Source organism: Nitrospinota bacterium, from assembly GCA_016208975.1.
Classification (GTDB): Bacteria; Nitrospinota_A; UBA7883; order UBA7883; family JACRLM01; genus JACQXA01.
This window is the reverse complement of record JACQXA010000004.1, coordinates 1601034-1626287: the sequence shown is the minus strand read 5'-3', so window position 1 is coordinate 1626287 and position 25254 is coordinate 1601034. Positions and strand designations below refer to the sequence as shown.

Annotated in this window: 25 protein-coding genes; 8 read left to right on the top strand and 17 right to left on the bottom strand. The window is 55.9% G+C overall.

Going from position 1 to position 25254, the window contains the following annotated elements; genetic code table 11:
* Position 1: 1 nt before the first annotated feature.
* From HY751_11550 to aprB, 6 genes are all read right to left on the bottom strand, one after another.
* Positions 2-2212, bottom strand: a complete 2211-nt coding sequence (locus tag HY751_11550) for a hydrogenase iron-sulfur subunit (GenBank protein ID MBI4667029.1) — start codon at positions 2210-2212, stop codon at positions 2-4.
* Complete coding sequence (locus HY751_11545) at positions 2205-3452, bottom strand: CoB--CoM heterodisulfide reductase iron-sulfur subunit A family protein (protein ID MBI4667028.1); 1248 nt, start codon at positions 3450-3452, stop codon at positions 2205-2207. The genes HY751_11550 and HY751_11545 overlap by 8 nt, the downstream gene beginning before the upstream one ends.
* A gap of 35 nt (positions 3453-3487) precedes the next feature.
* Positions 3488-4285, bottom strand: coding sequence for a hypothetical protein (locus HY751_11540; GenBank protein ID MBI4667027.1), 798 nt, complete (start codon positions 4283-4285; stop codon positions 3488-3490).
* 460 nt (positions 4286-4745) lie between these two features.
* Entirely contained in the window at positions 4746-5123 is a 378-nt protein-coding gene (locus tag HY751_11535; GenBank protein MBI4667026.1) for an endonuclease domain-containing protein, read from the bottom strand.
* A gap of 309 nt (positions 5124-5432) precedes the next feature.
* Positions 5433-7355 (bottom strand): adenylyl-sulfate reductase subunit alpha, encoded by a 1923-nt coding sequence (locus HY751_11530; protein MBI4667025.1) that lies wholly within the window; start codon positions 7353-7355, stop codon positions 5433-5435.
* 21 nt (positions 7356-7376) lie between these two features.
* Entirely contained in the window at positions 7377-7811 is a 435-nt protein-coding gene (gene aprB, locus HY751_11525; GenBank protein MBI4667024.1) for an adenylyl-sulfate reductase subunit beta, read from the bottom strand.
* Positions 7812-8032: 221 nt separating this feature from the next.
* On the opposite strand from aprB, the gene HY751_11520 reads away from it, so the two are divergent.
* Complete coding sequence (locus HY751_11520; protein ID MBI4667023.1) at positions 8033-8950, top strand: LysR family transcriptional regulator; 918 nt, start codon at positions 8033-8035, stop codon at positions 8948-8950.
* A gap of 43 nt (positions 8951-8993) precedes the next feature.
* Here HY751_11520 and HY751_11515 read toward each other — a convergent pair whose 3' ends face one another.
* The 11 genes from HY751_11515 to dnaB all read right to left on the bottom strand — a co-directional run bounded on the left by HY751_11515 (position 8994) and on the right by dnaB (position 18063).
* Positions 8994-10490: an MCE family protein gene (locus HY751_11515; protein MBI4667022.1), complete on the bottom strand. Its 1497-nt coding sequence runs from the start codon at positions 10488-10490 to the stop codon at positions 8994-8996.
* A 37-nt stretch (positions 10491-10527) separates the two neighbouring features.
* Complete coding sequence (locus HY751_11510) at positions 10528-11349, bottom strand: ABC transporter ATP-binding protein (protein MBI4667021.1); 822 nt, start codon at positions 11347-11349, stop codon at positions 10528-10530.
* Between the two features lie 16 nt (positions 11350-11365).
* Complete coding sequence (locus tag HY751_11505) at positions 11366-12127, bottom strand: ABC transporter permease (protein MBI4667020.1); 762 nt, start codon at positions 12125-12127, stop codon at positions 11366-11368.
* A 204-nt stretch (positions 12128-12331) separates the two neighbouring features.
* The gene (locus HY751_11500; protein MBI4667019.1) at positions 12332-12679 is read right to left on the bottom strand and encodes a nucleotidyltransferase domain-containing protein; all 348 of its coding nucleotides are present in this window, start codon (positions 12677-12679) and stop codon (positions 12332-12334) included.
* Complete coding sequence (locus HY751_11495; protein MBI4667018.1) at positions 12655-13035, bottom strand: HEPN domain-containing protein; 381 nt, start codon at positions 13033-13035, stop codon at positions 12655-12657. The genes HY751_11500 and HY751_11495 overlap by 25 nt, the downstream gene beginning before the upstream one ends.
* A gap of 9 nt (positions 13036-13044) precedes the next feature.
* The gene (locus HY751_11490; protein ID MBI4667017.1) at positions 13045-14046 is read right to left on the bottom strand and encodes a DUF4268 domain-containing protein; all 1002 of its coding nucleotides are present in this window, start codon (positions 14044-14046) and stop codon (positions 13045-13047) included.
* A gap of 27 nt (positions 14047-14073) precedes the next feature.
* On the bottom strand, positions 14074-14424 hold the full coding sequence (locus tag HY751_11485) for a nucleotidyltransferase domain-containing protein (GenBank protein MBI4667016.1): 351 nt from the start codon (positions 14422-14424) through the stop codon (positions 14074-14076).
* Complete coding sequence (locus HY751_11480) at positions 14381-14806, bottom strand: nucleotidyltransferase substrate binding protein (protein MBI4667015.1); 426 nt, start codon at positions 14804-14806, stop codon at positions 14381-14383. The genes HY751_11485 and HY751_11480 overlap by 44 nt, the downstream gene beginning before the upstream one ends.
* On the bottom strand, positions 14806-15444 hold the full coding sequence (locus HY751_11475; protein ID MBI4667014.1) for an MgtC/SapB family protein: 639 nt from the start codon (positions 15442-15444) through the stop codon (positions 14806-14808). Before HY751_11475 ends, HY751_11480 begins: the two co-directional genes overlap by 1 nt.
* A gap of 60 nt (positions 15445-15504) precedes the next feature.
* Positions 15505-16611, bottom strand: coding sequence for an alanine racemase (gene alr, locus HY751_11470; protein MBI4667013.1), 1107 nt, complete (start codon positions 16609-16611; stop codon positions 15505-15507).
* Positions 16612-16659: 48 nt separating this feature from the next.
* Positions 16660-18063 (bottom strand): replicative DNA helicase, encoded by a 1404-nt coding sequence (gene dnaB / locus HY751_11465; GenBank protein MBI4667012.1) that lies wholly within the window; start codon positions 18061-18063, stop codon positions 16660-16662.
* Between the two features lie 158 nt (positions 18064-18221).
* Between dnaB and HY751_11460 the strand changes: the two genes are divergently transcribed.
* The 7 genes from HY751_11460 to HY751_11430 all read left to right on the top strand — a co-directional run bounded on the left by HY751_11460 (position 18222) and on the right by HY751_11430 (position 25246).
* Positions 18222-19007, top strand: a complete 786-nt coding sequence (locus HY751_11460) for a lytic transglycosylase domain-containing protein (protein MBI4667011.1) — start codon at positions 18222-18224, stop codon at positions 19005-19007.
* Positions 19008-19220: 213 nt separating this feature from the next.
* Positions 19221-19982, top strand: a complete 762-nt coding sequence (locus HY751_11455; GenBank protein MBI4667010.1) for a NifU family protein — start codon at positions 19221-19223, stop codon at positions 19980-19982.
* A gap of 15 nt (positions 19983-19997) precedes the next feature.
* Complete coding sequence (sufB, locus tag HY751_11450) at positions 19998-21461, top strand: Fe-S cluster assembly protein SufB (protein ID MBI4667009.1); 1464 nt, start codon at positions 19998-20000, stop codon at positions 21459-21461.
* A gap of 9 nt (positions 21462-21470) precedes the next feature.
* Positions 21471-22229, top strand: a complete 759-nt coding sequence (gene sufC / locus HY751_11445; protein ID MBI4667008.1) for a Fe-S cluster assembly ATPase SufC — start codon at positions 21471-21473, stop codon at positions 22227-22229.
* Positions 22226-23560: a SufD family Fe-S cluster assembly protein gene (locus HY751_11440; GenBank protein ID MBI4667007.1), complete on the top strand. Its 1335-nt coding sequence runs from the start codon at positions 22226-22228 to the stop codon at positions 23558-23560. The genes sufC and HY751_11440 overlap by 4 nt, the downstream gene beginning before the upstream one ends.
* On the top strand, positions 23553-24794 hold the full coding sequence (locus tag HY751_11435; GenBank protein ID MBI4667006.1) for a cysteine desulfurase: 1242 nt from the start codon (positions 23553-23555) through the stop codon (positions 24792-24794). Before HY751_11440 ends, HY751_11435 begins: the two co-directional genes overlap by 8 nt.
* Complete coding sequence (locus HY751_11430) at positions 24791-25246, top strand: SUF system NifU family Fe-S cluster assembly protein (protein ID MBI4667005.1); 456 nt, start codon at positions 24791-24793, stop codon at positions 25244-25246. Before HY751_11435 ends, HY751_11430 begins: the two co-directional genes overlap by 4 nt.
* The last annotated feature ends 8 nt before the right edge of the window (positions 25247-25254 follow it).

Genomic DNA, 25254 nt, shown 5'->3' with positions numbered 1-25254 from the left:
CCTAGAAACCCTTGTTGGGGTTCGGGTCGAATTTCCTCAGCGTTTCCATGAAGCTGTTGATTATCTCCGGCACCCGGTGGTACTCGTTGATGGCCAAAGACTCCACCCGTATCCGCTCCGGCTCCAGCATCATGCGGTTGAGAGTTTCCTGCACCTTGCCCATACGGTAATTGGCCAGCTCCGAGCCTTTCACGAAATGGCATTGGTAATCGTCGCCATGTTTGCAACCGATCATCAGTATGCCGTCCACGCCGGAGGCCAGCGCGTCGGCTATCCACACAAGGTTTGTGGAGCCCAGGCACCGGAGGGGTATAACCCTTAACTCCGGGTCGTACTTCTGGCGCATGATACCGGCCATGTCCACGGCTGGCATGGCGTCGTTCTCGCAAATGAACGCCAGGGCGCGCAGTTTGCCCGAGAACTCGTCGGGTATCTCCATGGACTTGATCATGGAGGCTATCATCGGCACCGAGTAGTTCTTGAAGTTTATGATGCGCTCCGGGCAGGCGCCCATACACACGCCGCACCGCCGACACCGGGTGGGATTGGGTTTTGGCGTCCCCTTTTCGTCCTCGTCCAGCGTGCCGAAGGGGCATTCCTCTGTGCATCGCTTGCACTGTGTACACCTTTGCAGGAAAAAGTCGGGATAACTTGTGTCCCCCGCCCGCGGGTGGACCGCCTTCCCCTGCCCTACCAGCTTAACGCACTGGATGGCTTTTAAAGCCGCGCCCGCCGCGTCGCTCATGGCGCTCTTCATGTCCATGGGATGACGCACGGCCCCGGCGGCGTATATGCCTGTCCGCTGGGTCTCGTAGGGGAAACAGATGAAGTGGGAGTCCGGGAAACCGTTCTTCAAATCGGGAAGCTCGGAGCCTTTCCTGTAGGTAAGGTTCAAAATGGGCGCCTTGCCTATCTTGAACTTGTCACGGTCGGTCATCTGCTCCGCCGGTTTGTCCACCGTCACGGACGGATCATATGTAGTAGGCACAAGCCCCGTGGCCAGCACCAGCAGGTCAGCCGCGATTTTCACCTGCCCGCCCAGCAACGTGTTGTCCACGGTTACCAACAGCTCGCCGTTGGCGCTTTCCACCCCGGCCACATCCCCCTTGGTGAGGAACACGCCCGGATCCTGCTGGGCATCCTTGTAGAAGAACTCCGACTCGCCGGTGGTGCGGATATCCTTGTAGATTATCGTGGCCGTGCATCCGCTCTGCCGGGCGTACATGGCCTGCTTGAGCGACACGGCGCAACACACAGATGAGCAGTATGGAAGATGGTTCTCGTCCCGCGACCCGGCGCATTGGATGAACGCAACGCTCTTGGCCGGTTTGCCGTCGGACGGCCGTTTTATGGAGCCGCCAGCGGCCATCTGCTCGAACTCCACATTACTTACCACGTCCGGCAGGCCCGCGCCCAAGTGGGCCAGCTTGCCCATGTCGTAGGGTTTCCAACCGGTGGCCAGGACAATAGCCCCTACCCGCGCTGTTGACTCGGCCCCGTCATTGATGACCACGTCGAACATGCCCGGCGCGCCGGAGATGGACTTGATGGTGGAATTCAGGTGAACGGTTATGTTTGGGTCTGTCTCCACCTCGCGGACGCGGCTGACGATGTCGTTATCCTCCGGCGTGGTGTATGGGCTTTTGCGCGGCAGAACCTTCGGGAACGCGTTGGCCCAGCCGCCCAGCCGCCCGGTTTTCTCCACAAGGCGCACCTTGTGGGCGGCCAGGGAGGCGCTCCTGGCCGCCGCAAGGCCAGTTATCCCGCCGCCGATGACCAGTATGGTGTCGTCCACCTGCTCTTTCACCGGCTCGGGATAGTTCATCTCCTTCATTTTAGCCAGGCCCATCCGCAGATAGTCCTGCGCCAGCATAAGCGTGTCCTCGTGGCCGGGCTCGTGGCTCCACGCCACTTTTTCGCGCAGGTCCACCCGGTCCAGCAACACGCTCTCGCCGAAATCGAATATGTCGTAATTTACGCGAGGGGAACACGCCGCCACCACCACCGCGTTCACGCCGTCGTTCACTATGCTGTCTTTTATTACCCGCGCCCCTTCCGCGTCGCACAGGAACGGATGGGTCTTGCATACGGGTATTTTCAATTCGCCGGTGGCCACTTTTTCAAGCTGGCTTACATCCACCGCCCCGCCTATGCCGCAACCGGAGCAGATGTAAACGCCGGTCTTTTTGACAACCTTTGTTTCTTCAGCCATGGCTGGCCTCCCCGGCGGAGCATTGCAGGGAGAAAAGCGCCGCCCCCGTGGCGTCCTGTATAGACGAGGTCACGTCCTGCGGCCTTTTGGCCACACCGGTGGAGAAAACGCCCGGCGCCATGTTCTCCGCAGGCATGAATCCATATCCATCCGGCTTGACGCCATTCCCGTTATAGGCAGGCTCCATACCCGTGGCCAGCACCACCAGGTCGCACGATACACTCATCTTCCCGCCGCCCATGATGTCCTCGGCGGTCACCACGGCGCGTCCGTCCGGAGCCTGCTCCACCTTGGCAACTTTGCCCTTTATAACCTTTATCTTCGGATCCGCCGCCACACGGGTGTAAAACGCCTCGTATTTGCCCGGAGCGCGCAGGTCTATATAGAAAACGTAAACCTCGCTGTCCGGGTATTGCTCCCGCACATAGGTTGCCTGTTTGAGCGAGGCAAGACAGCAGATGGAGGAACAATATTGCAGATGGTTCTCGTCCCGCGAACCCGCGCACTGGACGAATGCCACGGTATTCACCGGCCCGCCGTTGTCGCGCCGCAGGATCTTGCCGCCGGTGGGGCCGTTTATGGCCGCCAGCCGCTCCATCTCCACGTTGTTGATGACATTGGCTACGGAGCCGTAACCAAGGTTGGCTATTTTCGACGCGTCATAAGGTTTCCAGCCCGTGGCATAAACCACCGAGGCCACTTTCACCTGGGTCTCGCTGGGTTCCATGCTCAAATCAATGGCGCCGTAATTACATACCTTGGCGCACTCGCCGCAGGATTGCCCCTTGCAAACGCTCATGTCTATCACGTGTTTCATGGGCATGGCCATGGCGTGGGGCAGGTAAACGGCTTTTGTCTGGCTCATGCCGTAGTTGAACTCGTCAGGCCGCGAAACCGGGCAGACGCCCTCGCACTCTTTGCATGTGGTGCACTTGTTGTTTACGTAACGGGGGGCGGTTTTGATGGTGGCGGTGAAATCGCCCTTCTGGCCGGTGATGGAAACCACCTCGGACAGGGTGAGGATTTCGATGTGCGGGTTTACCCTGATTCGCCTGAAATTAATCTCCATGCCGCAATAGGGGGGGCACAGTTTCGGGAAATATTTGTTCATCCGGGCCACCCTGCCGCCCAGATACGCCTCTTTCTCGATGAGATAAACTTTCTGTCCGCACTCGGCGGCCTCCACCGCCGCGGTCATGCCAGCTATCCCGCCGCCAATGACAAGGAGGGAGTTGTTCATGTGGTCAACCTCTTAAATTTTCTCATTTGTCATCGTCAGGTTTTTCTCTCAAGACAGTACTTATTAAACTCATCGGTATTTTGATATTTACTAACGACACCTGGAGATATATTCCCATTCTGAATAAATTTTGAATATAAGTCCTTCAAGTCAAATTTTTTGTGAGGATACAGAGCAATGTACCTATTTATCCAATCAACACAATACAAATCAAACTTACCCTTCTTGGTGGGAGTAGTATATTTTATTAAAAGACGATTTGGATTTTTTGGGGGATCATTCAATAATTTTCGATAAAAATAGCCTGTTCTGGGTGTCAATATGGCCCCAACAAAATCCGGTTGATTAAACCATTCAGCCGCATCATCAATAGCTTCACCAATATACATATTATTTTTCCGATAAAACCAGCCTGTACTAATGGCTCCTCTCAGGAAAAGTGGCCTTGCAGGAGGCAGATTGGGCGGCTTTACATCGTCAAAAAGCGCAAAATGTAGTATTAAGTCCTGAGTGGCTTGTACCACAAAGAAAAGTGCGAGAGAGAGGTCTTCATTTTCTACCGTAATGATAAAAGTGTCTGAAAGTAAATTGAAATTCAGTTGATCGGGATTAGCTTCTATATCCAATTTGGTCGACATTTCTTTTATTACGTTTTTTTGAACCTTCGCAACCATGTTAGAAATTAAATTAATTTGCGCAGTCAGATTAGCTGGATGAGTTGACTGCCACATCCCCTTAAATCCAAGAATATCCAGAAAGGCGACGGCCCCTTTTGATATTTTGGGAGCGCTGGCATCCTGAGTTGGGTCAGCAACTGTTACTTCATCGGCCATTTGAATTACCTTAGTTATCCATAGGATCTAAAGCCTTTTTCTCCCCCTTAGCAAGGGGGAGTCCGCCGAAGGCGGGTGGGGGTTTAATTCGCCCCGGCGCTTAACAAGTTAACCACGCAACTATTTAAAAACCTAAATTAAACCCCTCCGGCCCACAGAGCCGGGCCACCTCCCCTTGCTAAGGGGAGGAGCATTTAGGAGTATTACCGTTCGTCCCATTCCCACCCCTCCCCCTTAGCAAGGGGGAGTCCGCCGAAGGCTCCGCCGGAGCCGAAGGCGGGTGGGGGTTTAATTTCTTTCATTTTACGTTACTGTGAATCATGGCAAAGCCGAATTAAACCTCCCCCGCCGCTTGGCGGCGACCCCTCCTTGCTAAGGAGGGGCGAATAACAAGCCTAAATTACCCCCCCCCCCCGGCCCGCAGAGCCGGGCCACTTCACCGAACTTCGGGGAGGAGAATTTAGGCGCTTTGCTTCTTAACTAAATCCTCAATCACTTTCCACAGGGTCATCAATACGCCATCAAGATTTTTATAAACATCATTGTTTGTCACTCTAAAAAATGTCATGCCATAACTTTCGATTTTATGTTGGCGCGCTTTGTCTTTTTCTTTACCGTCACCCATAAAATGAGTATCTCCATCAACCTCTATGACCAACTTCAATTCAGCGCAATAAAAATCAACGATGTATTTGTCGATTCCAAATTGACGGCGGAATTTGAAACCTGAAACTTGTTTGCCCTTTAACCTGGACCAGAGAATTCGTTCGGCTTTAGGCGAATCTTTTCGCAGGCTGACGCGATAATCTTTCTGTTCACGTTTGTTGTAAACATCCATCGCTAAGACCTAAATTAAACCCCTCCGGCCCGCAGAGCCGGGCCACCTCCCCTTGCTAAGGGGAGGAGAATTTATAATGCAACGATTATTTTATCTCTAGTTACAAAACCGCGTCAAACCGCCGAATGGCTGGATACACCCCGCACACAAACTGCCCGCAATGTGAAAGAACAAAGGCGGGGATGGTGCGTTTTGCCCGGCCCCGCTAGCAAATATCAAGGGAATGTAGGGGCAGGTTTTAAACCTGCACCGCCATGCGAATCCAGAAAGGTTGCAGAGGCGGTTAGCGAACCGCCCCTGCCGTTAAAACTAGCTTTTCGCCACCAAGTCCTGGTGCGGAACTTTCTTCATCGCCCACTCTCCGGTCTTCGGGTCGAACCGGGAGTTGACGAAACATTTCCACTCGTTCTCGTCCAGGTTCGGATAGTCGCTCCTGTAATAGAAGCCTGGGTACCTCGTCTCCTTGCGGAAGTAGATGTGGCGCAGGTGCATCTCCGCCGTCCAGATGCGGTGGTAGTTCTCCCACGCCCGCAGAAGCTCGTGAAGATCCTTGGCGGCCATCTTCTCCGCGTCTTCCTTGAGCATGCCCAACAGGTGGAGCGCCACGTCCATCAGCTTCTCCGACGTGGTGTAGTAGGTGGAGGTGCCCGCCACATACTCGTCCATCATCTTGTTGAGCCGGAACATCACCATCCGGGGCCGGATGAAATTGGGGTTTATCATCGGGTCGGTGGTGTAGTCCTTATGGTCCATATAGTTCTGGAACGGCTTGTAGATGTCCGCCGCCAACTGTTCCTTGGACACGGTGATGGTCGGTTTGAAGCCGCTGTTGTCCCGGGCGAACCGCACCATGGACTTGGCCGCTATGCGACCCTCGGTGAACGAGCCGGACGAGAACTTGTGCCCCGAGGCGCCCACGCCGTCTCCGGCGGTGAACAGGCCTTTAACGGTGGTCATGCGGTTGTAACCCCACTGCCACTCGGCAGGAGCCATGTCTTCCGGGCCGGACACCCATATGCCGCAGGCTCCCGCGTGGGAACCCAGCAGGTAAGGCTCGGTGGGCATAAGCTCGCTCTTGGTCTCCTCCGGGCGGATGTTCATGCCTGCCCACAGGTTGGCCTGGCCGATACACATGTCCAGAAAGTCCTCCCAAGCCTCGGCCACCAGGTGTTTGAACTGCTTGGCGTCCATGTCCTTGGCGAGGTTGGCCATGCCGGTGGGGGTATCCATGAAAATTGGCCCGCGGCCTTCTTTCAGCTCCTTCATCATTTGATGGTTGCGCAGGCAGGTGGAGGGAACATGCGCCAGTCCGTAAGGTGGATACTGCTCCAAAAGCGCCTTGTTCTTCACCGTATAGTCTTCGCCCAGGCCGTTTATGGCCTTGGACTTGAACAGCAGGAACCACGCGCCCACCGGGCCGTATCCGTCCTTGAACCGGGCGGGCACGAAGCGGTTTTCCATGGTGGTCATCTCCGCGCCCACCTGGGCCGCCATGGCGTAGGTGGAGCCGGCGTTCCACACCGGGTACCAGGCCCGGCCCATTCCTTCGCCCGTGGAGCGGGGGCGGAAAATGTTCACCGCGCCGCCGCAGGCTATAAGTATGGTCTTGGCCCTGAAGATGTATATCTTGTTCTCCCTTACGCTGAAACCCACGGCCCCGGCGATGCGGTTGTCCTCTTTTTCGTCCAGCAGGAGTTTCACGATGAAACACCGCTCTATGATGTTGTCTATCCCCAGGGCCTGTTTGGCCGCTTCGGCCACTATCACCTTGTAGGATTCGCCGTTTATCATCACCTGCCATTTGCCGGAGCGGACGGGCTTGCCACCCTCCCGCAGGGTCTTGCCCTCATCGCCGGGCTGTTTCCATACCGGCAGGCCCCACTCCTCGAAAAGCTGGACGGTGCCGTCCACATGCCTGCCCACGTCATACACCAGGTCGTCCCGGGTGATGCCCATAAGGTCGTTGGCCACCATCTTCACGTAATCTTCCGGTGTGTTCTCGCCCAGGTAGGTGTTGATGGCCGAAAGGCCCTGGGCCACGGCGCCGGACCGGTCCATGGCGGCTTTGTCCACCAGTGTCACCTTGTATTTGCCCTGGGCCCACCTCGCCGCCTCGTAAGCCGCGCCGCAGGCGGCCATGCCGCCGCCGACTATCAGGATGTCGGTCTCCATTTCCACTATGTTCGGGTTCAACGCGAAATCCGCGTGAAAGTTTTCCGCAGGTTTAACCATTTTTTTATTCTCCCGTCTCGCTTATTTCTTGATCGCCGGCAGGGTTACGCCGATCTCGGTGAAAAGGTTCTGGTTGCCGAGATCCGCGTCCTGCGGGGTGGGCTTGCCTTCATAGGGCCTTATGGAGCCTTCCGGGGTCGTGCGGATGGGGAATTTGAACCTCTGGACTTTACCGTCGCGGAATTTCACGGTCCACATAACCGAATCGGTGGAGCGCATGGGGATGGATGTGCCGCCCATGGGCACGAAATCGGCGTATGGCCGGGCCTCTATGGCCTGCTGGGGGCAGATCTTAACGCAGGAATAGCACTCCCAGCACTGCTCCGGCTCCTGGTTTTGCGCCTTCATCCTGTCCTTGTCCAGGTACATCAGGTCGTGAGGGCAGATGTACATGCAGGCGGTCTTGTCTTGACCCTTGCATCCATCGCATTTATCCTGGATTACGAAAGTAGGCATCACTCCTTCTCCTTAACGGTTGTTGCTCGTCATTACAGGCAAAAGAAAGCTTAAAAGGAGCGGTGGAGCCAACTGCAGGGGCTTTTTCCAGGCGCGAAAACAGGCTACGCGCGGAAAAAACCTGTCCACCCCCTCTATTAACTGTGATCAGAACTTGATTATCACGCCGCGATTAGGAAAAATAAAATAGATTGTTTTGATAAAGTGATAACCTTTTATATATGCTTAACCAGATAACCATCCACCAGCTCGACCTGTTCCTGGTGGCGGCCAAGCTGAAAAACTTCTCCAGGGCCGCCGACCAGATGGCCATAAGCCAGCCGGCTTTCTCGGCCCAGATAATAAAACTTGAGAAAATCCTGGGTTCCCCCCTGTTCGAGCGCATAGGCAGGCGGATAGAGCTTACCGAGGCGGGATCCATATTCGAAAGCTACGCGCAGATGACGCTGACGGCCCTGAGGGAAGGCAAGCAGGTGATAGACGACATCACCCGCAAAGTGGTGGGCAAGTTAAGGCTGGGCGCCAGCACCACCATAGGCAACTACATCCTTCCGGACTACCTGGGCAAGTTCAAGAAAAAATACCCCTCGGCCAGGATAGAAATGGTGGTGGGAAACACCAACAACATAGAGCAGTCCATCCTCAAAGGGGAGATAGACCTGGGCATAGTGGAAGGCCCCGTGCGCAACAAAAGCATAGAGGTTTACCGGTTCCGCACCGACGAGCTTGTGGTTATTTTCGCCAACAACCATCCGTGGAAAAACCGGCATTCCATAAAGATCGAGGATCTGCAAAAAGAGCCGCTCATAATCCGGGAACGCGGTTCCGGCACCCGCAAGGTGTTCATGGACAAGGTGGATCCGGAGAAGACCCCTCTCAATATCATCATGGAGCTTGGGGACACCGAGGCCATTAAAAAATCGGCCCAGTCCAACCTTGGGGTGGCGGTGGTGAGCCGGGCGGCAATCGACGAAGAGGTGAAGGAAAAACAGCTACGGTTCGCCAGGATTGAGGGGGTGAACCTGGAAAGGAAACTTAGCCTGATACTGCTGAAGAACCGCTATCTTTCAAACCCGTTGCGGGCTTTCTTGAATATCCTGGAGCCGGAGGAAGTCCCCCACATTCTGGAAAAAAAGTGACCGGCCAGCCGAAAAATACTGCTAACAGCTCCGGCGTAATCGTCTAGAAAAGCCCCAGGGCCATTTTCAGGTCGTTCTCGTCGAACATCACGCCGCCGCCCGCCAGGAAAGACCGGTACTTTTCGTTCAGCAGTTCGTCGCCGCCCAGGTAAAGGAAGAGGTACTTCTGCATGTTCCATCGCAACTGGGCTTTCAGCTGGGAGTTCTTGGCGTCTTTATCGTACCCGGAGAGGTTGAACAGGTCGGCTGACGCCATCACCCGGTCGCCAAACAGGTGTATGTCCGCCCCGGCCCCGGCGGAGGACTCTATAAGCCCCGCCCTGATAGTGATGTCTGAAAAACGTTTGGCCATGGTGAGTGTGTACAGCAAAGAGTTGATCGTGTTCCGGGTGGAGGAGATATCCGTCCGCCGCATGTCTTCGGTTGCCTCCAGCAGGTAGTATTTATCCTCCCTGGGCTGGATTTTCACAGACACGTGTGACTTGGTCTGCCCCAGCTCCGACTGCCGCTCGGAGCGGATACCCACCATTAGGTTCACCTCGTCGGCCTTGTTCAAAAGTTTCTTGGCGCCGGATAGCGCGCTGTTGAGGTTGTCATATACCTGCTCGTCGCTCACAAGCTTGCCCACGGTGCCCTCGCCCCGTTCTATCTTGCTGGTTACGTTCTCTATGGACGAGGAGGCGTTCTTCACCGAGGCCATCAGCGAGTCTATTTTTGCGGAGGCGCGAGAGAGGTTATCCATGGTCGTCTTCAGGTTTTCCCTGTTCTCCTTGAGCATGCCGCCAAACTCGCCGGAGACATCTTTCAGGTTGGCGATGCCATCTGTCAGGTTGGCCCGGTTATCCTCGATCAAGGTTTTAAGCCCCGATGCTACTATTTCCATGTTTTTGGCCAGCGACGGGGCTTCTTTGGCGAAGCTCTCGGATATCACCGAGAAGTTGGACATGGTCACTTTCAGCGCCTGCCGGTTCTCCGCCAGAATGAGGTCCATGTTGGCCGCGGCGGAGTCTATATTATGCAAAATGTTCTTGAGCGACTGCTCCCCCTCCTCGGTGCCGAACGTGTTCCGTAACGAGTGGGTGATTATTTTGATATCCTCCACCGCGCTGGACATTTTGGCCATCATGTCGCTTATTTCGGCGGCGTCTTCGGAGCGGGTAAGCGCCTCGCCGGTCTTCAACAGGGGGCTTTCCTTCGTGCCCTGGACAATTTCTATATACCGTTCGCCCAGCAGGCCGGAGGTCCTTATAGTGCCTATGGCATCCGCGCGGATGTCGGCGTCCCGGGTGAGGGAGACGGTGATGCGGGCCTTGGAGTCCACAAGGTCTATCTTCTCCACATAGCCTATTTCCACGCCGGAAAGTTTAACCTTCGCCCTCTCTTCCAGCCCGGCCACGGAGTTGAAGGAAATGTTGAATTTCATGTATTCGCCGCGGCTGAAAATGTCCACACCGGCGGTTTTAAAAGACAGGTACAAAAGGGCAAAGCCGGCAAAGATGGTCAGGAACCCGACCCTGGTTTCCGGCGTGAACAATTTCATCTGGCTGTACCTCTATTATCCGTAACTTGGCGGGTAGTTACTGGCCCCGCTGGCTACCGGCGCTTTCCGCCCCGGGCCGTTCTTCTCCCTTTTTCTGGATGGCTTCGGTCTGCCTTAAAACTTTACCAATGTAACAGAATTCCGCCACCTCTGGAATATCGGAAAAAAACACCTCGTCCGGCGTTCCTACCGCCACGAATTTACCCTGGTAGAGCATGGCTATCCTGTCCGCGATGCGGTTGGCGGAAACCATGTCGTGGGTGATGGTTACCGCGGTCGCGCCTATTTTACTCTGAAGATCCACGATAAGTTCGTTAATCTGGTCGCACATGATTGGATCCAGCCCGGTGGTGGGCTCGTCGTACAGAATAATCTCCGGGTCCATGGCTATGGCCCGGGCCAGCCCGGCCCGTTTCTTCATGCCGCCGGAAAGCTCGGCGGGCTTGAGGTTTTCCACGTTGAAAAGCCCCACCAGCCGCAACTTTTCGGTGACTATCTTCTCGATATCGGTTTTGGAAAGGTCTGTATGCTCCTTTAACGCAAACCCCACATTCTCGCCGATGGTAAGCGAGTCGAAAAGGGCCGCCCCCTGGAAAAGCATGCCGAATTTCCGGCGAAGCTTGTTCAGCTCCTCCTCGCTCAAGGCGCCAACCTCAATTCCGTCCACTGTCACCCGCCCCTTGTCCGGGTCCAACAGGCCTATCATGTGCTTTATCGTAACGGATTTGCCGGAGCCGGAGCCGCCGATTATCACCATGGACTCGCCCCGTTTTATGGTGAGGCTGGCCCCGTCCAGCACCTTCTTGGGCCCGAAAGCCTTGTGGAGGTCTATCAGCTCTATTATCGTGTCGTCCGCCATGCCAGTTAGCCTTTGTCTAGAACAGGAACGCGGTCATAACGTAGTCCGTAACAAGTATGAGGATGGACGATATCACCACCGACCGCGTGGTGGCCTTTCCCACACCCTCGGCGCCCCCTTCCGTGGCGAATCCCTGGAAACAACAGACTATGGCTATGATGCCCCCGAACACCATGCTTTTGAACAGGCCGGAGTAAATGTCGTTCAACTCCAGGAACTCGAAAGTCTTTTTCATGTAAACCACCGGGTTGGCCTCCAGCGTGCCCACCCCTATGGCCGCTCCGCCCATTATGCCCAGCACATCCCCCACCACCGACAGCATGGGAAGCATCAGCACCCCTGCGATGAACCGGGGCACGATAAGGTATTTAATGGGGTTGGCCGCCAGGGTGTACAAAGCGTCGATCTGCTCGGTCACCTTCATTGTGCCAAGCTCGGCGGCCATGGCGGAGCCCGCCCGGCCCGCCACCATTATGCCGGTAAGCACCGGCCCCAGCTCGCGGGTCATGGAAAGGGCCACCACGGTGCCCACCATGCTCTCGGCGCCGAACCGTTTAAAACCGATGTAGCTTTGCAAGGCCAGCACGCCACCGGTGGACAGCGCCGTAATGGCCACCACGGGCACCGAGTTGTAGCCGATCTCCTGCATCTGCTCGAAAACCGCGCGGATGCGCAATGGCGGGCGGACAAGCCATTTGAGCACCTGCCAGGTGAACATGGAAAGCTCCCCCACCGAGTGGGCGGTCCAAATCACCCACAGGCCGATGTTGCCCACCACGGCCTCTATGACAGCGACGCTGAATTTGATCAATTACCTTACTTCCATGCGGAGCCCGGCGGCAGATTCCCGAAGCTTCGGCGAGGCATCCAGACTACATATCCCCTGGCTACCCCGTGACCGCCTGATCACGGATTTTTTCCATCGCGCAATCATACCAAAATAGGCGGGGGAAAGAACACTATCGGAGGGAGGCGGGTAAATTTATTTTGCGGGAGGTTCCGGGCTCAAATCTATACGCACGCCGTTTTCTTTCACGAACTCGGCGAAACTCCCCGGCTCCGGATTGTCGAAAACGCTGGCGGGGAAGAAATGGGGTTCAAGATCATGACCATATTTAATTTGTACGTTTACGAATTCCTCGGTGAATCGTTCAAAATCCCAGTTCTCCACACCTTCGGCAAATACGCCTATATCCACATCGCTCCATTCATCCGCCGTGCCGTTTATTTGCGAACCGAAAATGTACACAGCTGTAACTTTTGATGACCTGTTCAAATCCAGCATGGCTTCCTTAATACGCTTTTCTATTTCAATAGAGACAACAGCCATTGGATTTCCTCCTCGGATTTATCGAGCGCCTCCTTGGCTTTTTGATGCGAAACCCTCTTCGACATCGCCAGCAAATCTTCAGGATAGCGAGAGCCGATATAGTATGAAACTAGTTCGGCATAGAATTTTTCCTGCTCAGCCGAAAGTTTCAACTGCGCCAGCTCGCCTAGTTTGACAAGGCTGTGAATTCGCGGGGCCATTTTGCCTGTAACCTGGATAACAATCGCTTTCAAAGCCTTCTCGATCGCCTGCTGGCGCATGAAAAGAACGTAAGGGAACGGCTTTGCCTCAAGCATGGCCTTGGCGGTGTCAATATCATAACGGGCCTGATCAGCCCATCGTTCAGGAGTGGTCATTCCTGCTTATCACTCTCCCTCATCAGAATCATCACTGCCGTTAAATTTGGCATGTTTTAAAGCTTTGACTCGTTTGGAAAACACCTTGTGAAGCTTTTCCAGATTATCTAATAGCCACTGATGTTGCCGGGGCCAATCATTCCTGTCTGTTGGATTTGTTTTATCTAGTTTGATCAAAACCTTACTTTCTTTTTTATCCGGCATTTCACGCCAGTCCAGATCACAGCCAAATTGCTTTTCCGCATCATGCTTTTCTGCAAATAATTCCTTGAAATTAGACTTTGAGTGAGGCCCGTATATCCCTAAATGGGCCGTTATAAATTGTTTCTGGTTGTTCACGGAAGCGAGAAGGCAAAAGTTAGAGGTTCCAATAGCAACATTCGTCCATTGTTGCGGTAGCGGTTTTTGAGGCTTTATAAGTTTGCTCCTCGTTTTTGCCAGATCACTAAACCCGGCCCAATATTCAATCAGCGTTTGTCTATATTCGTTTAGTTCGCCCTCCTCGATTCTCTTTCTTGAATCAGCGACCGATTTGGCCCAATCATTCGGTTTGCAAACAACGTTAAACTTGGGAGCCGGCAAAGAGCCCCCTATGCGCCACAATTCAACTTCCAACCCGAAAAAGTTAAAATTTTCATCAGTGATCTGATTAAGCCAATCCATGGTAGCTCGATGCTCATCAGTAAACTTTTGGGCTATCCAGACAATCGTTACAGCCTTCAACCCGGCGGCATAAGTAAGCAGTTGCCCTAAATGTTTATGATCGGTAGCCTCAAGCTGGTTTTCAATTAGAACCCATGAATCATTTGATATATCTTTGCACAGAATATCCGCTCTAAATGGGCCTACATTCTTTTCCTGGGCTTCCAACTCAAGTTCAATCCCGATAGTATCGCCTAGAAGGGCTATATTTTCGTCCTGAGCCAGCCATGGTGTGAACTCCCCAGATTCGCTGTCCCAGATCTCACGTAAATCCATCCTCTGCAATTGGCCAAGAGAGTTGGTTTTCATTTGTCTTATCCTATTAGCATCCGATAGTTATCCATGTGTTTGAGCGGCTTCCTGTAATACTTCATGCCTATCCTCTATTATCTTCCGGAATTGAGGGCTGGTGTCCGCCCATTCCACCACGTCCACCTTGAAGGGCAGATTGGACTCGCTGAAAGACTCTTTCATCTCCGCCAGCGCGGATGACGGCAATGGCTTGTCTCCCATCACGGCCAGGTCCAGGTCGGAAAATGGTTTGGCGGAACCGGTAATACGGGAGCCGAACACCCACACTTCCCTGCCCGGCGCATGGACGCGCAAAATGCCCATCACCGTTTCCATATCGCCGGGGCTGATATCAATCGTCCGCAAGGTTGCGCCGCTCCAGTTCGGAAAGCACATAAACCATGTCATTACGGAAATCGCTTAACACGGAAACTATTTGCTCGGCCTTGGCGTTATCGTAAGTATGGCTGGTGATATTCCGCTTCTCTCGATAGTCCCTGAATCTTGCCACATCCGTTAAAAATCCCGCTTCTGCGCCCGCCCGGATCACATCCATATAATTCATCATGTCTATCACCGAAGGGCCGGCCACCGCCTTTTCCAGCCACCGTTTAAGCATTTTGAACGCCACCTCATGGGTGAATTCAAAAGCCTGTATCGCGGCGGCGCGGAATTGTTCGCGCAAATCCGGGTCCTTGGCCAAATCCGAGTTAAGATAATTCAGGCTTTTCTCCAGCGCGGCTATGGCGTTTTTCAAAGCGGATAAATCGAGCTTCATCACAATATCCTCAGCTCTATCAGGTTCGGCGTTTCTTTCATCTGGCGGTAAAAGCCGGTAAGGTTCTCTGGATTTGTATATTTCAGCGATATGGTCTGCTCGGTGATCTTTTCCTCTTTGAGGAAGCGGTGCTTGCTCTCCAGCGCTTTCATTCCGAAATCCTTCACCAGCGCTTTCACGTCCAACTCCTCGGCGCCGCTTGTCCTTATCATTATCTCCGCGTAGTTGTCCTGCGAAAGGACGGACTCCATGTTCTTGAGCGCCACAAGGCTTAAAATGGCGAAGGCCGTGGCCGCGGCGCCCAATCCATACTCACCGAACCCCACCGCCATGCCGATGGCGCTCACTATCCAGAGGGACGCGGCGGTGGTAAGCCCCCGAACCAGGGCGCCGGTTTTCAATATGGCCCCCGCGCCAAGGAAACCTATTCCGGTGATGATCTGCGCGGCTATTCTGCCGGGATCGGTTACTGCCCCGTAAACTTCGTAAGCGTGGATTGATACTATTGTGAAAAGGCAGGAACCCAGGCAAACCAGAATCTGTGTGCGAAAGCCCGCCTGTCTGCCCCGGATCTGCCGCTCTACGCCGATAAGGGCGCCGAAAATGGCGGAGACCAGCAGTTTTAATATGGCTTCCATCCGTTTCGCCTCAAGTTTGAAAGGCCATGGAACGCGAAGGTTTATCCGCTGAAAACCTCGTTAATCCCGCGAATATACCCTTGTAACCCTGCGCCCGAGCCCGCAAAGAACCTCGTACGCTATGGTTCCCGCATGGCGCGCCAGCTCCAGGGCGGTCACTTTTTTCCGCCCCTCCTCGCCGATGAGGGTGACTATGTCGCCTTCCTTCACATCTATGCCGGTAACGTCGAACATGGAGCTGTCCATGCAAATCGTGCCGATCTGCAGGGCGTATTCTCCGTTAATGATAGCACGGGCCTTGCCGCTTGCCGCTCTCTGGTAACCATCGGCGTATCCGATGGAGGCCACCGCCACCTTGCGCCTTCCGGGGCTCACCCACCGCATGCCGTAGGAGACAGTGCCCCCTTTTTTCACATCCCTCACCAGGCTCACTCGGGCTTTCAGGCCCAAGACTGGCTTTAATCCGGCGTTTCCTCCGTCAAACTCCTGAACGCCATACAGGCTGATGCCTGGGCGGACAAGGTCGTATCTCGATTCCGGATGAAGGAATATGCCGCCGCTGTTGGCCACATGGCGTGGCGGCAGGATATGGCCCTTTGCGCGGATTGACGCCAGCGTGTCATCAAAAAGATTTATCTGTTTGCCGGTGAATCCGCCGCCGTTGGAAGAGTCGGCCAGATGGGTCATTATCCCAACGATCTTCACCCCTTTAAGCCCGGCTATGCGCCCGTACATATCCACGGCGTGGTCCGCGTCGGCCCCAAGGCGCGTCATGCCTGTGTTGATTTTCACATGTACCGGCGCGGGTTTCCCTTTTGGCGCTTTTCTGGCGATGGCTTTGGCCCCCTCGACGGAGCTTACGGTGACCTCCAGCCCTTGTTCCGCCACAACCTTCGCCTGCTGGGGGAACGCCCAGTCCAGTAACACGATACGCCCTTTATATCCGGCTACGCGAAGCTCCACCCCCTCGGCCACTGTTCCCACGCACAACGCGGCCACTTCTTTTCTTCCGGCCAGTTCCCTGGCCAGTTTTACCGCGCCATGGCCGTATCCGTTGGCTTTTATCACCGGCATGAGCGGAACTCCGGCGGCCTTATGGATCACCGAGACGTTATGATGGAGCCGGTCCAGGCTTATCCCGGCGAACAGGGGATGAAAGGGTTTCACAGGCGGCGCCCGCTTACGGCCGCCGGGCGGCCAGCGCAGTCCGCCCCATTAAAAGCCTTCGTCATAGCCCGCATATTCCGTAGGCTCTTCCCGGGCCAGGTCTTCAAACCGCGTGAATTCCTTGAGGAATGTAAGCCTCACCGTGCCTATTGGGCCGTTCCTTTGTTTGCCGATTATAATCTCGGCCGTGCCCTGGGCGTCTTTCTTCTCCTTTTCGTACACCTCTTCGCGGTACACGAAAAGAACCAGGTCGGCGTCCTGCTCGATACTGCCGGACTCGCGCAGGTCCGACAACTGGGGCTGTTTGTGCTGGCGCTCCTCAACTTTACGGGAAAGCTGTGATATGGCGATAACCGGCGCGTTGAGCTCCTTGGCCAGGTGTTTTAGCGAACGGGTGATCTCCGAGATTTCCAGCGTCCTGCTCTCCACCCGGCCCCTGCTGGTCATAAGCTGTAGGTAGTCTATTATCACCAGGTCCAGCCTGCCCACCTCGTGAAGAAGGCGGCGGGCCTTGGCGCGCACGTCCAGCACCGTCTGGCCGGGGGTGTCGTCTATATAAATCCTGCTCTTGTGCAACCGCCCGGCGGCGGCGGTAAGTTTTGGCCAGTCGCTCTGGGCCAGGTAACCCGTGCGCAACCTGTGGCCGGACACTTTCGCCTCGGAACAGAGCATCCTGAGCACCAACTGTTCGGCGGACATTTCCAGCGAGAATATCGCCGCCACCCTGTCCTCCTCCAGCATGGCCATGTTCTGGGCCACGTTTATGGCGAACGCCGTTTTACCCATGGATGGCCGTCCGGCGACGATTATCAGGTCCGAAGGCTGGAGCCCGGCTGTCTTCTCGTCCAGCTCCTTATAGCCTGTGGGGGTGCCGGTTACCAACTGCTTGCTGGCGTAAAGGTTTTCGACGGTCTTTATCGAATCCTTGATTATGCTCTTTATGGGCAAAAGGCTTTTGCGTGCCCTTTGCTGGGAGATGTCCAGCACCATGGTCTCCACCCTATCCAGCAGGGTGTCAACCTCTTCGGCCTCTTCGTAGGCCAGGGTCACCACCTCGCCTGCCACGGTGATAAGCTTGCGCAGTATGGCCTTCTCGCGGACGATGCGCGCATGCACCCGGGCGTTGGCGGCGGTGGGAACCATGTCCACCAGCTCCGCCAGGTAATCTATCCCGATATCGTCATAGTAGTTTTTCTTGCGGAGCCCTTCAGCCAGGGTCATCAAGTCCACCGGCTCGTTCTTCTCGTAAAGCTCCAGGATCGTCTCGAAGATCTTCCGGTGCGCTGGCTTGTAGAAATCCTCCGGGCTTGTGAGGGCCTCGATTACCTTGGGAAGAGCCTCGTTGTCCAGCAGGATGGCGCCCAGCACGAACTGCTCCATCTCCAGGTTTTGGGGCGGTATCCGGCCGCTGGGCCGCTCCCGGACTACGCCGGCGCCGTAAGTTTCGTTCATTTATTTTGCCCCAACCTGTGCGTTCAGGGGGCGGCATTGCCCCCGCAAGAAAGACCTGATTATAAATAACGGGCCCATCCGAAGCAACACACCTTGCCATAACGCGCGAAATAAGCTATAATTGTGCAAATAAACTTAGCTTTTTCAATGGTGTGGTGGTGAAATTTTCCGCGGCGGCCCTGCTTTTTGCGGCCCTTTTTCTGGTGGCCAGGCCTTCCGGGGCCGAGGTTTACATGCTAAAAGACAGCCGCGGCGTAGTGTTTTTCACCGACCATCTCCCGGAAAACCCCCGCAACTTCACCGTTCTTAAAAAATACGGATTCCAGGGGCAAAAAGGCGGGGTGGTTTACCGTTCTCCCGGCGGGCGGGGGCCGATATTCACAACCAATTACGACAGCCTGATCAACGCCGCCGGGTCGCGCCACGGGATTGATCCCCGGCTTATCCGGTCGGTAATCAAGGTGGAATCCAACTTCAACCGCTACGCCCGCTCCTCCAAGGGCGCCATGGGGCTTATGCAACTGATGCCGGATACGGCCAGGCTTGTGAACGTCTCCAGCCCTTACGAGCCGGACCAGAACATTAACGGTGGCGCCAGATACCTTCGCATGATGATGAACGAGTTCGGCGGCAACCTCCGGCTGGCCGTTGCGGCCTATAACGCCGGGCCTGAAGCGGTAAAACGGTACCGGGGCGTCCCCCCTTACCGGGAGACGGTGGATTACGTCTCCAAGGTGCTTTACCATTACTCGTCGGTGGCGGGCAGGATAGGCATGAGCGATGCGGTGGTTACCACCTCGTTGCCAGTGGCCAGCGATGACGCCAACGCCCAGAGCGGTTACAAAAAACCCCGGAAAGCGGTTTTCTACACCTATAAAAACGGTTCCGGCGAACAGGTGTTTACAGATAGACCCGTTGGTAAAAAACGGGTGCTGGTGGACTGAGCTTTTCTTGACCCTGTTTCTTTAATATTTCCTCTCTTTTCCAGCCTGCAAAGCCTGTTGCGGCGCAACAGGCGCTAGATTGACAAATCTGTCGCTATCCCGGCTCATAAAAGCGCAATAACTCCCGCAGTTACAAGACGTTACTCTTTGGCCCGCTCTATGCTTCATTTCTCAATCAAGTATTGATAACCGAATCGGGAAGAGGTGAGGTTCATGCCCACGGATGTTGAAACCTATTCATCCAAGTTCAGGGAAGCGGGGCTAAACCCTTACAGGCGGGGCGCTTTTTTTGAAGACGACGCCAAGCCATTAGGCCGGGCCTTGCTGGAAGGCAGGAGCCGCGACGTAAAGCTTTTCTGGATTGTGGACCCGTTTACCGAAGTCATCACCGGGGCCAGGTTTTTCGCTTATGGCGGGATGGAATCCAACGCTGTGGCGGAAGTGCTTTGCTCGCTGGCGGAAAAGAAAACCATGTCCGAAGCCTTGGAGCTGACCGGGGAGGATGTGGACCTGATTTTGCGGGACAATCCCGTAATCTCCTCGGCTCCGGAAAACCGGCGGGAGCTTTTCATCCTGGCCGACGAACTGGTTCGAAGCATGGGGCAGTCATGGCCCATGGCCAAGGCCCAAGCCCTGGCCGCCCTGGAGGCGGGTAATAAAAAAGGGACAGCCGCCAAGGACCTTAAGGAGTTGGTGGCGGAGGCTGAAACCCGCTGGATGGGCCTTTCCAGGGACGAGCAGATTGACCAGATAGAGGCGGCCCTGGATGGCGAGATAAGGGATTACCTGCACAACGAAGGGGGCGACATCATCGTGCGCGACGTAAAGGATGGCCGGGAAGTGATAGTGGAGTGGCAGGGAGTATGCGGCCATTGCGCATCATCCACGGGCATGACGCTGGCCATAATTGAAGACAACCTGCGCTCCCGGATATATCCGGGGCTTACCATAACGCCCACGGGGACATACCTATGACCCCAGGAGACAGTAATGAGAAACGAACCGCAAACAGCGCCGGGCCTGGAAGAGGCCGTGGCCGCCAGGCGGGAATATAAATACGGGTTCAAGACCGCAATAGAGTCCGACATATTCGCAAAAGGGCTTTCGGAAGAGGTCATCCGCGCCATATCCGCCCGGAAAAATGAACCGGACTGGCTGTTAAACTTCCGGCTGGACGCCTACCGGATATGGAAGGGGATGAAACATCCCAGATGGGCCAATTTAAGACTTCCAGACATAGACTTTGACAACATCTCATACTTCTCCGCGCCCAAGCCGAAGAAAAAGCTTTCCAGCATAGAAGAAGTGCCGGTGGAGATACGGGAAACTTTCGAGCGGCTGGGCATCCCCATCGAGGAGCAAAAACGGCTATCCAACGTGGCGGTGGACGCGGTGTTCGACTCCGTAAGCGTTGCCACCACCCACAAACGGCGCTTAATGGAGGCCGGGGTGATTTTCTGCTCCATCTCCGAGGCGGTGCGGGAATATCCGGAGCTGGTCCGCAAATACCTGGGCTCCGTGGTTCCGCAGGGGGACAACTTCTACGCCGCGCTGAACAGCGCCGTGTTCTCCGACGGATCGTTCGTATACGTTCCGCCGGACACGGTTTGCCCAATGGAGCTTTCCACCTATTTCCGCATCAACACCGAAGAGGTGGGCCAGTTCGAGCGGACGCTTATAATTTGCGCCGAAAGGAGCCGGGTGTCGTACATAGAGGGGTGTACAGCCCCCCAGTTCGACACAAACCAGTTGCACGCCGCCATCGTGGAGCTGGTGGCTCTAGACGACGCATCCATAAAGTACAGCACCGTCCAGAACTGGTACCCCGGAGACCCCGATTCCGGCAAAGGCGGCATATTCAATTTCGTGATCAAGCGGGGCCGGTGCCTGGGCAAGAACTCGCGCATATCCTGGACGCAGATAGAGACCGGCTCGGCCATCACCTGGAAATACCCCTCCTGCATCCTGCAAGGGGAAGGGTCCGCCGGGGAGTTCTACTCGGTTGCGCTCACCGCCGGTCATCAACAGGCCGACACGGGCACGAAGATGATCCACCTGGGCAAGAACACCCGGTCGCTGATCATCTCCAAGGGAATCTCGGCGGACTACGCCTCCAACAGTTACCGTGGGATGGTGAGGATGAGCCCCAACGCCGCCGGGGCCAAGAACTACACCCAGTGCGACAGCATGATAATAGGCTCCAACGCCTCTGCCCACACGTTCCCATACATAGAAGGGGCGGCGCAAACCGCCCAGGTGGAGCACGAAGCATCCACATCCCGGATAAGCGAGGAACAGCTCTTTTACCTCCAGCAAAGGGGCATATCCCGGGAGCAGGCGGTGTCGGCCATCATTAACGGGTTCTGCAAGGAAGTGTTCAACCAACTGCCCATGGAGTTCGCCGTGGAAGCCAGGAAGCTTCTGGCCCTGCGGCTGGAAAACGCCATAGCGTGAGGGGAAGCGATGTTAGAGATAAAAGGACTTAAGGCCGGGTTCAACGGCAGTGACATTCTTAATGGGATTTCTCTCACCGTAAAGGCGGGAGAGATACATTCCATCATGGGCCCCAACGGGTCCGGCAAAAGCACCTTGGCCAAGGTGATAGCGGGTCACCCGTCATACCACGTCACCAGCGGGTCGGCGTTTTACGAGGGCAAAGACCTGTTCGCCATGGAGCCGGAAGAGCGGGCGCTGGAAGGCATTTTCATGTCGTGGCAAAACCCGGTAGAGATACCCGGCCTGCCCAACGCCGAATTCTTGAGAATGGCTTTTAACGCCCGGCGCGCGCGCCTGGGTGAAGAAGAGCTGGATCCATTGGATTTCGCCGGCCAGATGGACGAGAAAATGGCCGCGCTGGGGATAGACGAGAAGTTTAGGGAACGAGGCGTCAACGACGGGTTCTCCGGCGGTGAGAAGAAAAAGAACGAGATACTTCAAATGGCCCTGTTAAACCCCAGGCTGGTCATCCTCGACGAGCTGGATTCCGGGCTGGACATAGATGCTTTGAAAATGGCCGCCACCGGGGTGAACACGCTGAAGGGGCCGGACACGGCGCTGGTGGTGATAACCCATTACCAGCGGATATTAACCCTCATCCGGCCGGATTTCGTACACATACTGGGTGAAGGGCGGATTGTGGCTTCCGGCGGCATGGAGCTTGTTGCAAGGCTGGAGGCCGAAGGTTATGAAGGCATCCTGGCCGGAGCCGGAGTGGCGCCATGAATACAACAGTAATGAGCATCAACGAAAAAGAGCCTGTGGGCAGGGAGTGGGCTACCATTGGGGGCTTCCACCTTATGAAGGAGCAGGGCCTGCTGGAGCCCGCGTTCGAGGAGATAAACAACGCCGCGCTGGAACGGTTAAGGATATTGGGATTCCCCGGCAGGCGGCACGAGATGTTCACATTCGCGGATGTTTCCGGTCTGCCTCAGATGGAGGTGGAAGGGCTTTATTTCCCCCACGCCGCCGCGCTGGAACGGCTGGAAAAGCACATGCGGTTATCCTCCGGTGGAGATACAACCATAACGTTCATCAACGGTTTTTACAGCGCAACCTTGTCGGATGTCTCGGCTTTCGCTGGCGCGGTAAAAGTTATCCAGCTCAGCGAGGCCATAAAAAACTTCGCCGTCCGCCGCCGCATAATGGAGAGCGTCCAGCGGGAGACAGATTATTTCGCCGCCCTCAACGCCGCATATTTCCGGGACGGCGCGGCCGTTTTCGTGTCCCCTGGCGCCAGGCTGGACCGGCCCCTGACAATAAAAAGTATTTTCGCCCCAAAACCCGGCTCCACCGGATCCACATTCCCCCGGGTCTATGTGGAGCTTGGCGAAGGGGCGGAAGCCGGATTAATGTTCACAAGCTCCGGCGACGCCAAATGCCTATCCAGCGCCGTGGTGGATATTACGCTGGGGCCTCGCGCATTGGCGCGGCAAATGTCCCAAGGGATGTGCGGGGCGGGCTCCTGGAATTTCTCGAAAATATCGGTGGCCGTAGCGGAGGAAGGAAGTTTTAACGGCTCCATGGCCTTCAGCGGCCCAGGCTTCACCAGAGACAACCTGGAGGTCCATCTGGCGGGCCCGGGCGCCAGCGCCGAGGTAACAGGGGTAACGGCGGTGAGCGGGAAAAGCCAGGCCCATGTTTACGCCAGGGTTTACCATGACGCGCCCAACTGTGTAAGCAACCAGTTCTACCGCAACGCCGTTTCCGGCCAGTCCAGGGCCAGCGTGGACACCACAGTGATAGTGGCCAAGGGCTCCACCGGAGCCCAGTCGCGCCAGACGGTCTACGGCCTTCTGCTTTCAAAGGGTTCCAGGGCCGACGCCAAACCGAACCTGATGATATACAACGACGACGTCAAGTGCTCCCACGGCGCCACGGTAGGGCGGTTGAGCGACGAGCAGTTGTTCTATCTGAAGTCCCGGGGGATACCGGAGAAACGTGCGATAAAAGCCCTGGTGGAAAGCTTCCTGCGCGAGGCTCTGGCGCGGTTCCCGGAATGGGCCGCCGGAATAGGGGAAACACTCTTCGAGAAAATAGAGTTAGGCCATGAATGAAACAGCTGTGAAACAAACCTTCGACGTGGAGCGGACAAGACGGGATTTCCCGATGCTCCGCGCCACCATGAACGGCGCGCGGCTGGTATATCTGGACAACGCCGCCACGGCGTTGAAGCCGTTGAGCGTGACGCAAAGGATGTACGCTTTTGAGACCGGCAAATACGCCACAGTCCGCCGGGGTTCCTACCGGCTGGGGGAGGAGGCGACTGAACTTTTCGAGGAAACCCGCCGCATGGTGGGCCGGTTTGTAAACTCCTCCAGCCCGGACGGGATAATCTTCACCAGCGGCGCCACCCAGTCCATAAACCTTGTGGCGGTTTCGCTGGGCGGGCTTGTCCTGCGCGAAGGTGACGAGGTGATTATTAGCGGGATGGAGCATCACGCCAACATCGTGCCGTGGCAGAGGATATGCGAAACCAAAGGCGCGACGCTGAAAATCATTCCAGTCACCGATGACGGCGAGCTGGACATGGACATTTACAGTAGCATGCTCAACCCGAGGGTAAAGTTAGTGGCGGTGACTCATGTGTCCAATGTCCTGGGCACTATAAATCCCGTCAAGGAAATCGTAGCCATGGCCAGGGAGCATGGGGCCTACACGCTTGTGGACGGAGCCCAGGCCGCGCCCCACATGAAGGTGGACGTACAGGACATAGGGTGCGATTTCTACGCGTTCTCCAGCCACAAGCTTTATGGCCCCACTGGGCTGGGTGTTTTGTACGGGCGGATGGAGACGCTGGACATTATGCCGCCATACGTCACCGGAGGGGACATGATAGAGCGCGTAACCTTCGAGAAGACCACCTTCAAGAAACCACCGGGGCGGTTCGAGGCGGGAACGCCGCCGATAACGCAGGTGATAGGGCTGGCCGAGGCCATAAAATACGTGCAGGCCCTGGGCATGGATAACATCGAGGAATACGGGCGGAGCCTCCTTGAATACGGTCACGCGGAGCTTGAAAAGATACCAGGGCTTGCCATCATCGGCCAGGCCAGGCGGAAAGCCGCTATCATCTCATTCACCCTCGAAGGCGTGCATCCGCACGATGTGGTCACCATCCTGGACGGGCGGGGCCTGGCCCTGCGCGGCGGCCACCATTGCGCCCAGCCGCTGATGGACCGGTTCGGTGTTCCGGCCACCACCCGCGCCTCCATGGCGTTCTACAACACCTTCGCGGAAATTTCGGAGCTGGCCGCCGGGATAAGGACCGTTGTGGAGATATTCAGATGACCCGTTACAGCGAAGACCTGTACCAGCAGGTGATTCTGGACCACAACCGGAAACCGAAAAACTTCCACGAGCTTGCGGAGGCTACCCACCATTGCGAGGGGTACAACCCACTTTGCGGCGACAGGCTTTCGGTTTATGTGCGGCTAAACGCCGATGGAGTTATAGACGAAGTAAGTTTCACCGGTTCGGGTTGCGCCATATCCAAGGCCAGCGCCTCCATGATGACGGCCTCGGTGAAGGGGAAAACCGAAGATGAGGCGAGGCGGATGTTCGGCCAGTTCCACGGCATGACACTGGGGGAGGCCGCCCCTCCCGGCGGATGGAGCCTATTGGGGAAACTCACTATTTTCGACGGCGTTCGAAAATATCCCTCCCGGATAAAATGCGCCACCCTGGCGTGGCACGCGCTGGTGTGCGCCCTGGACAGGACCGGCGTGGTGGAAACCGTATAATCCCCGCT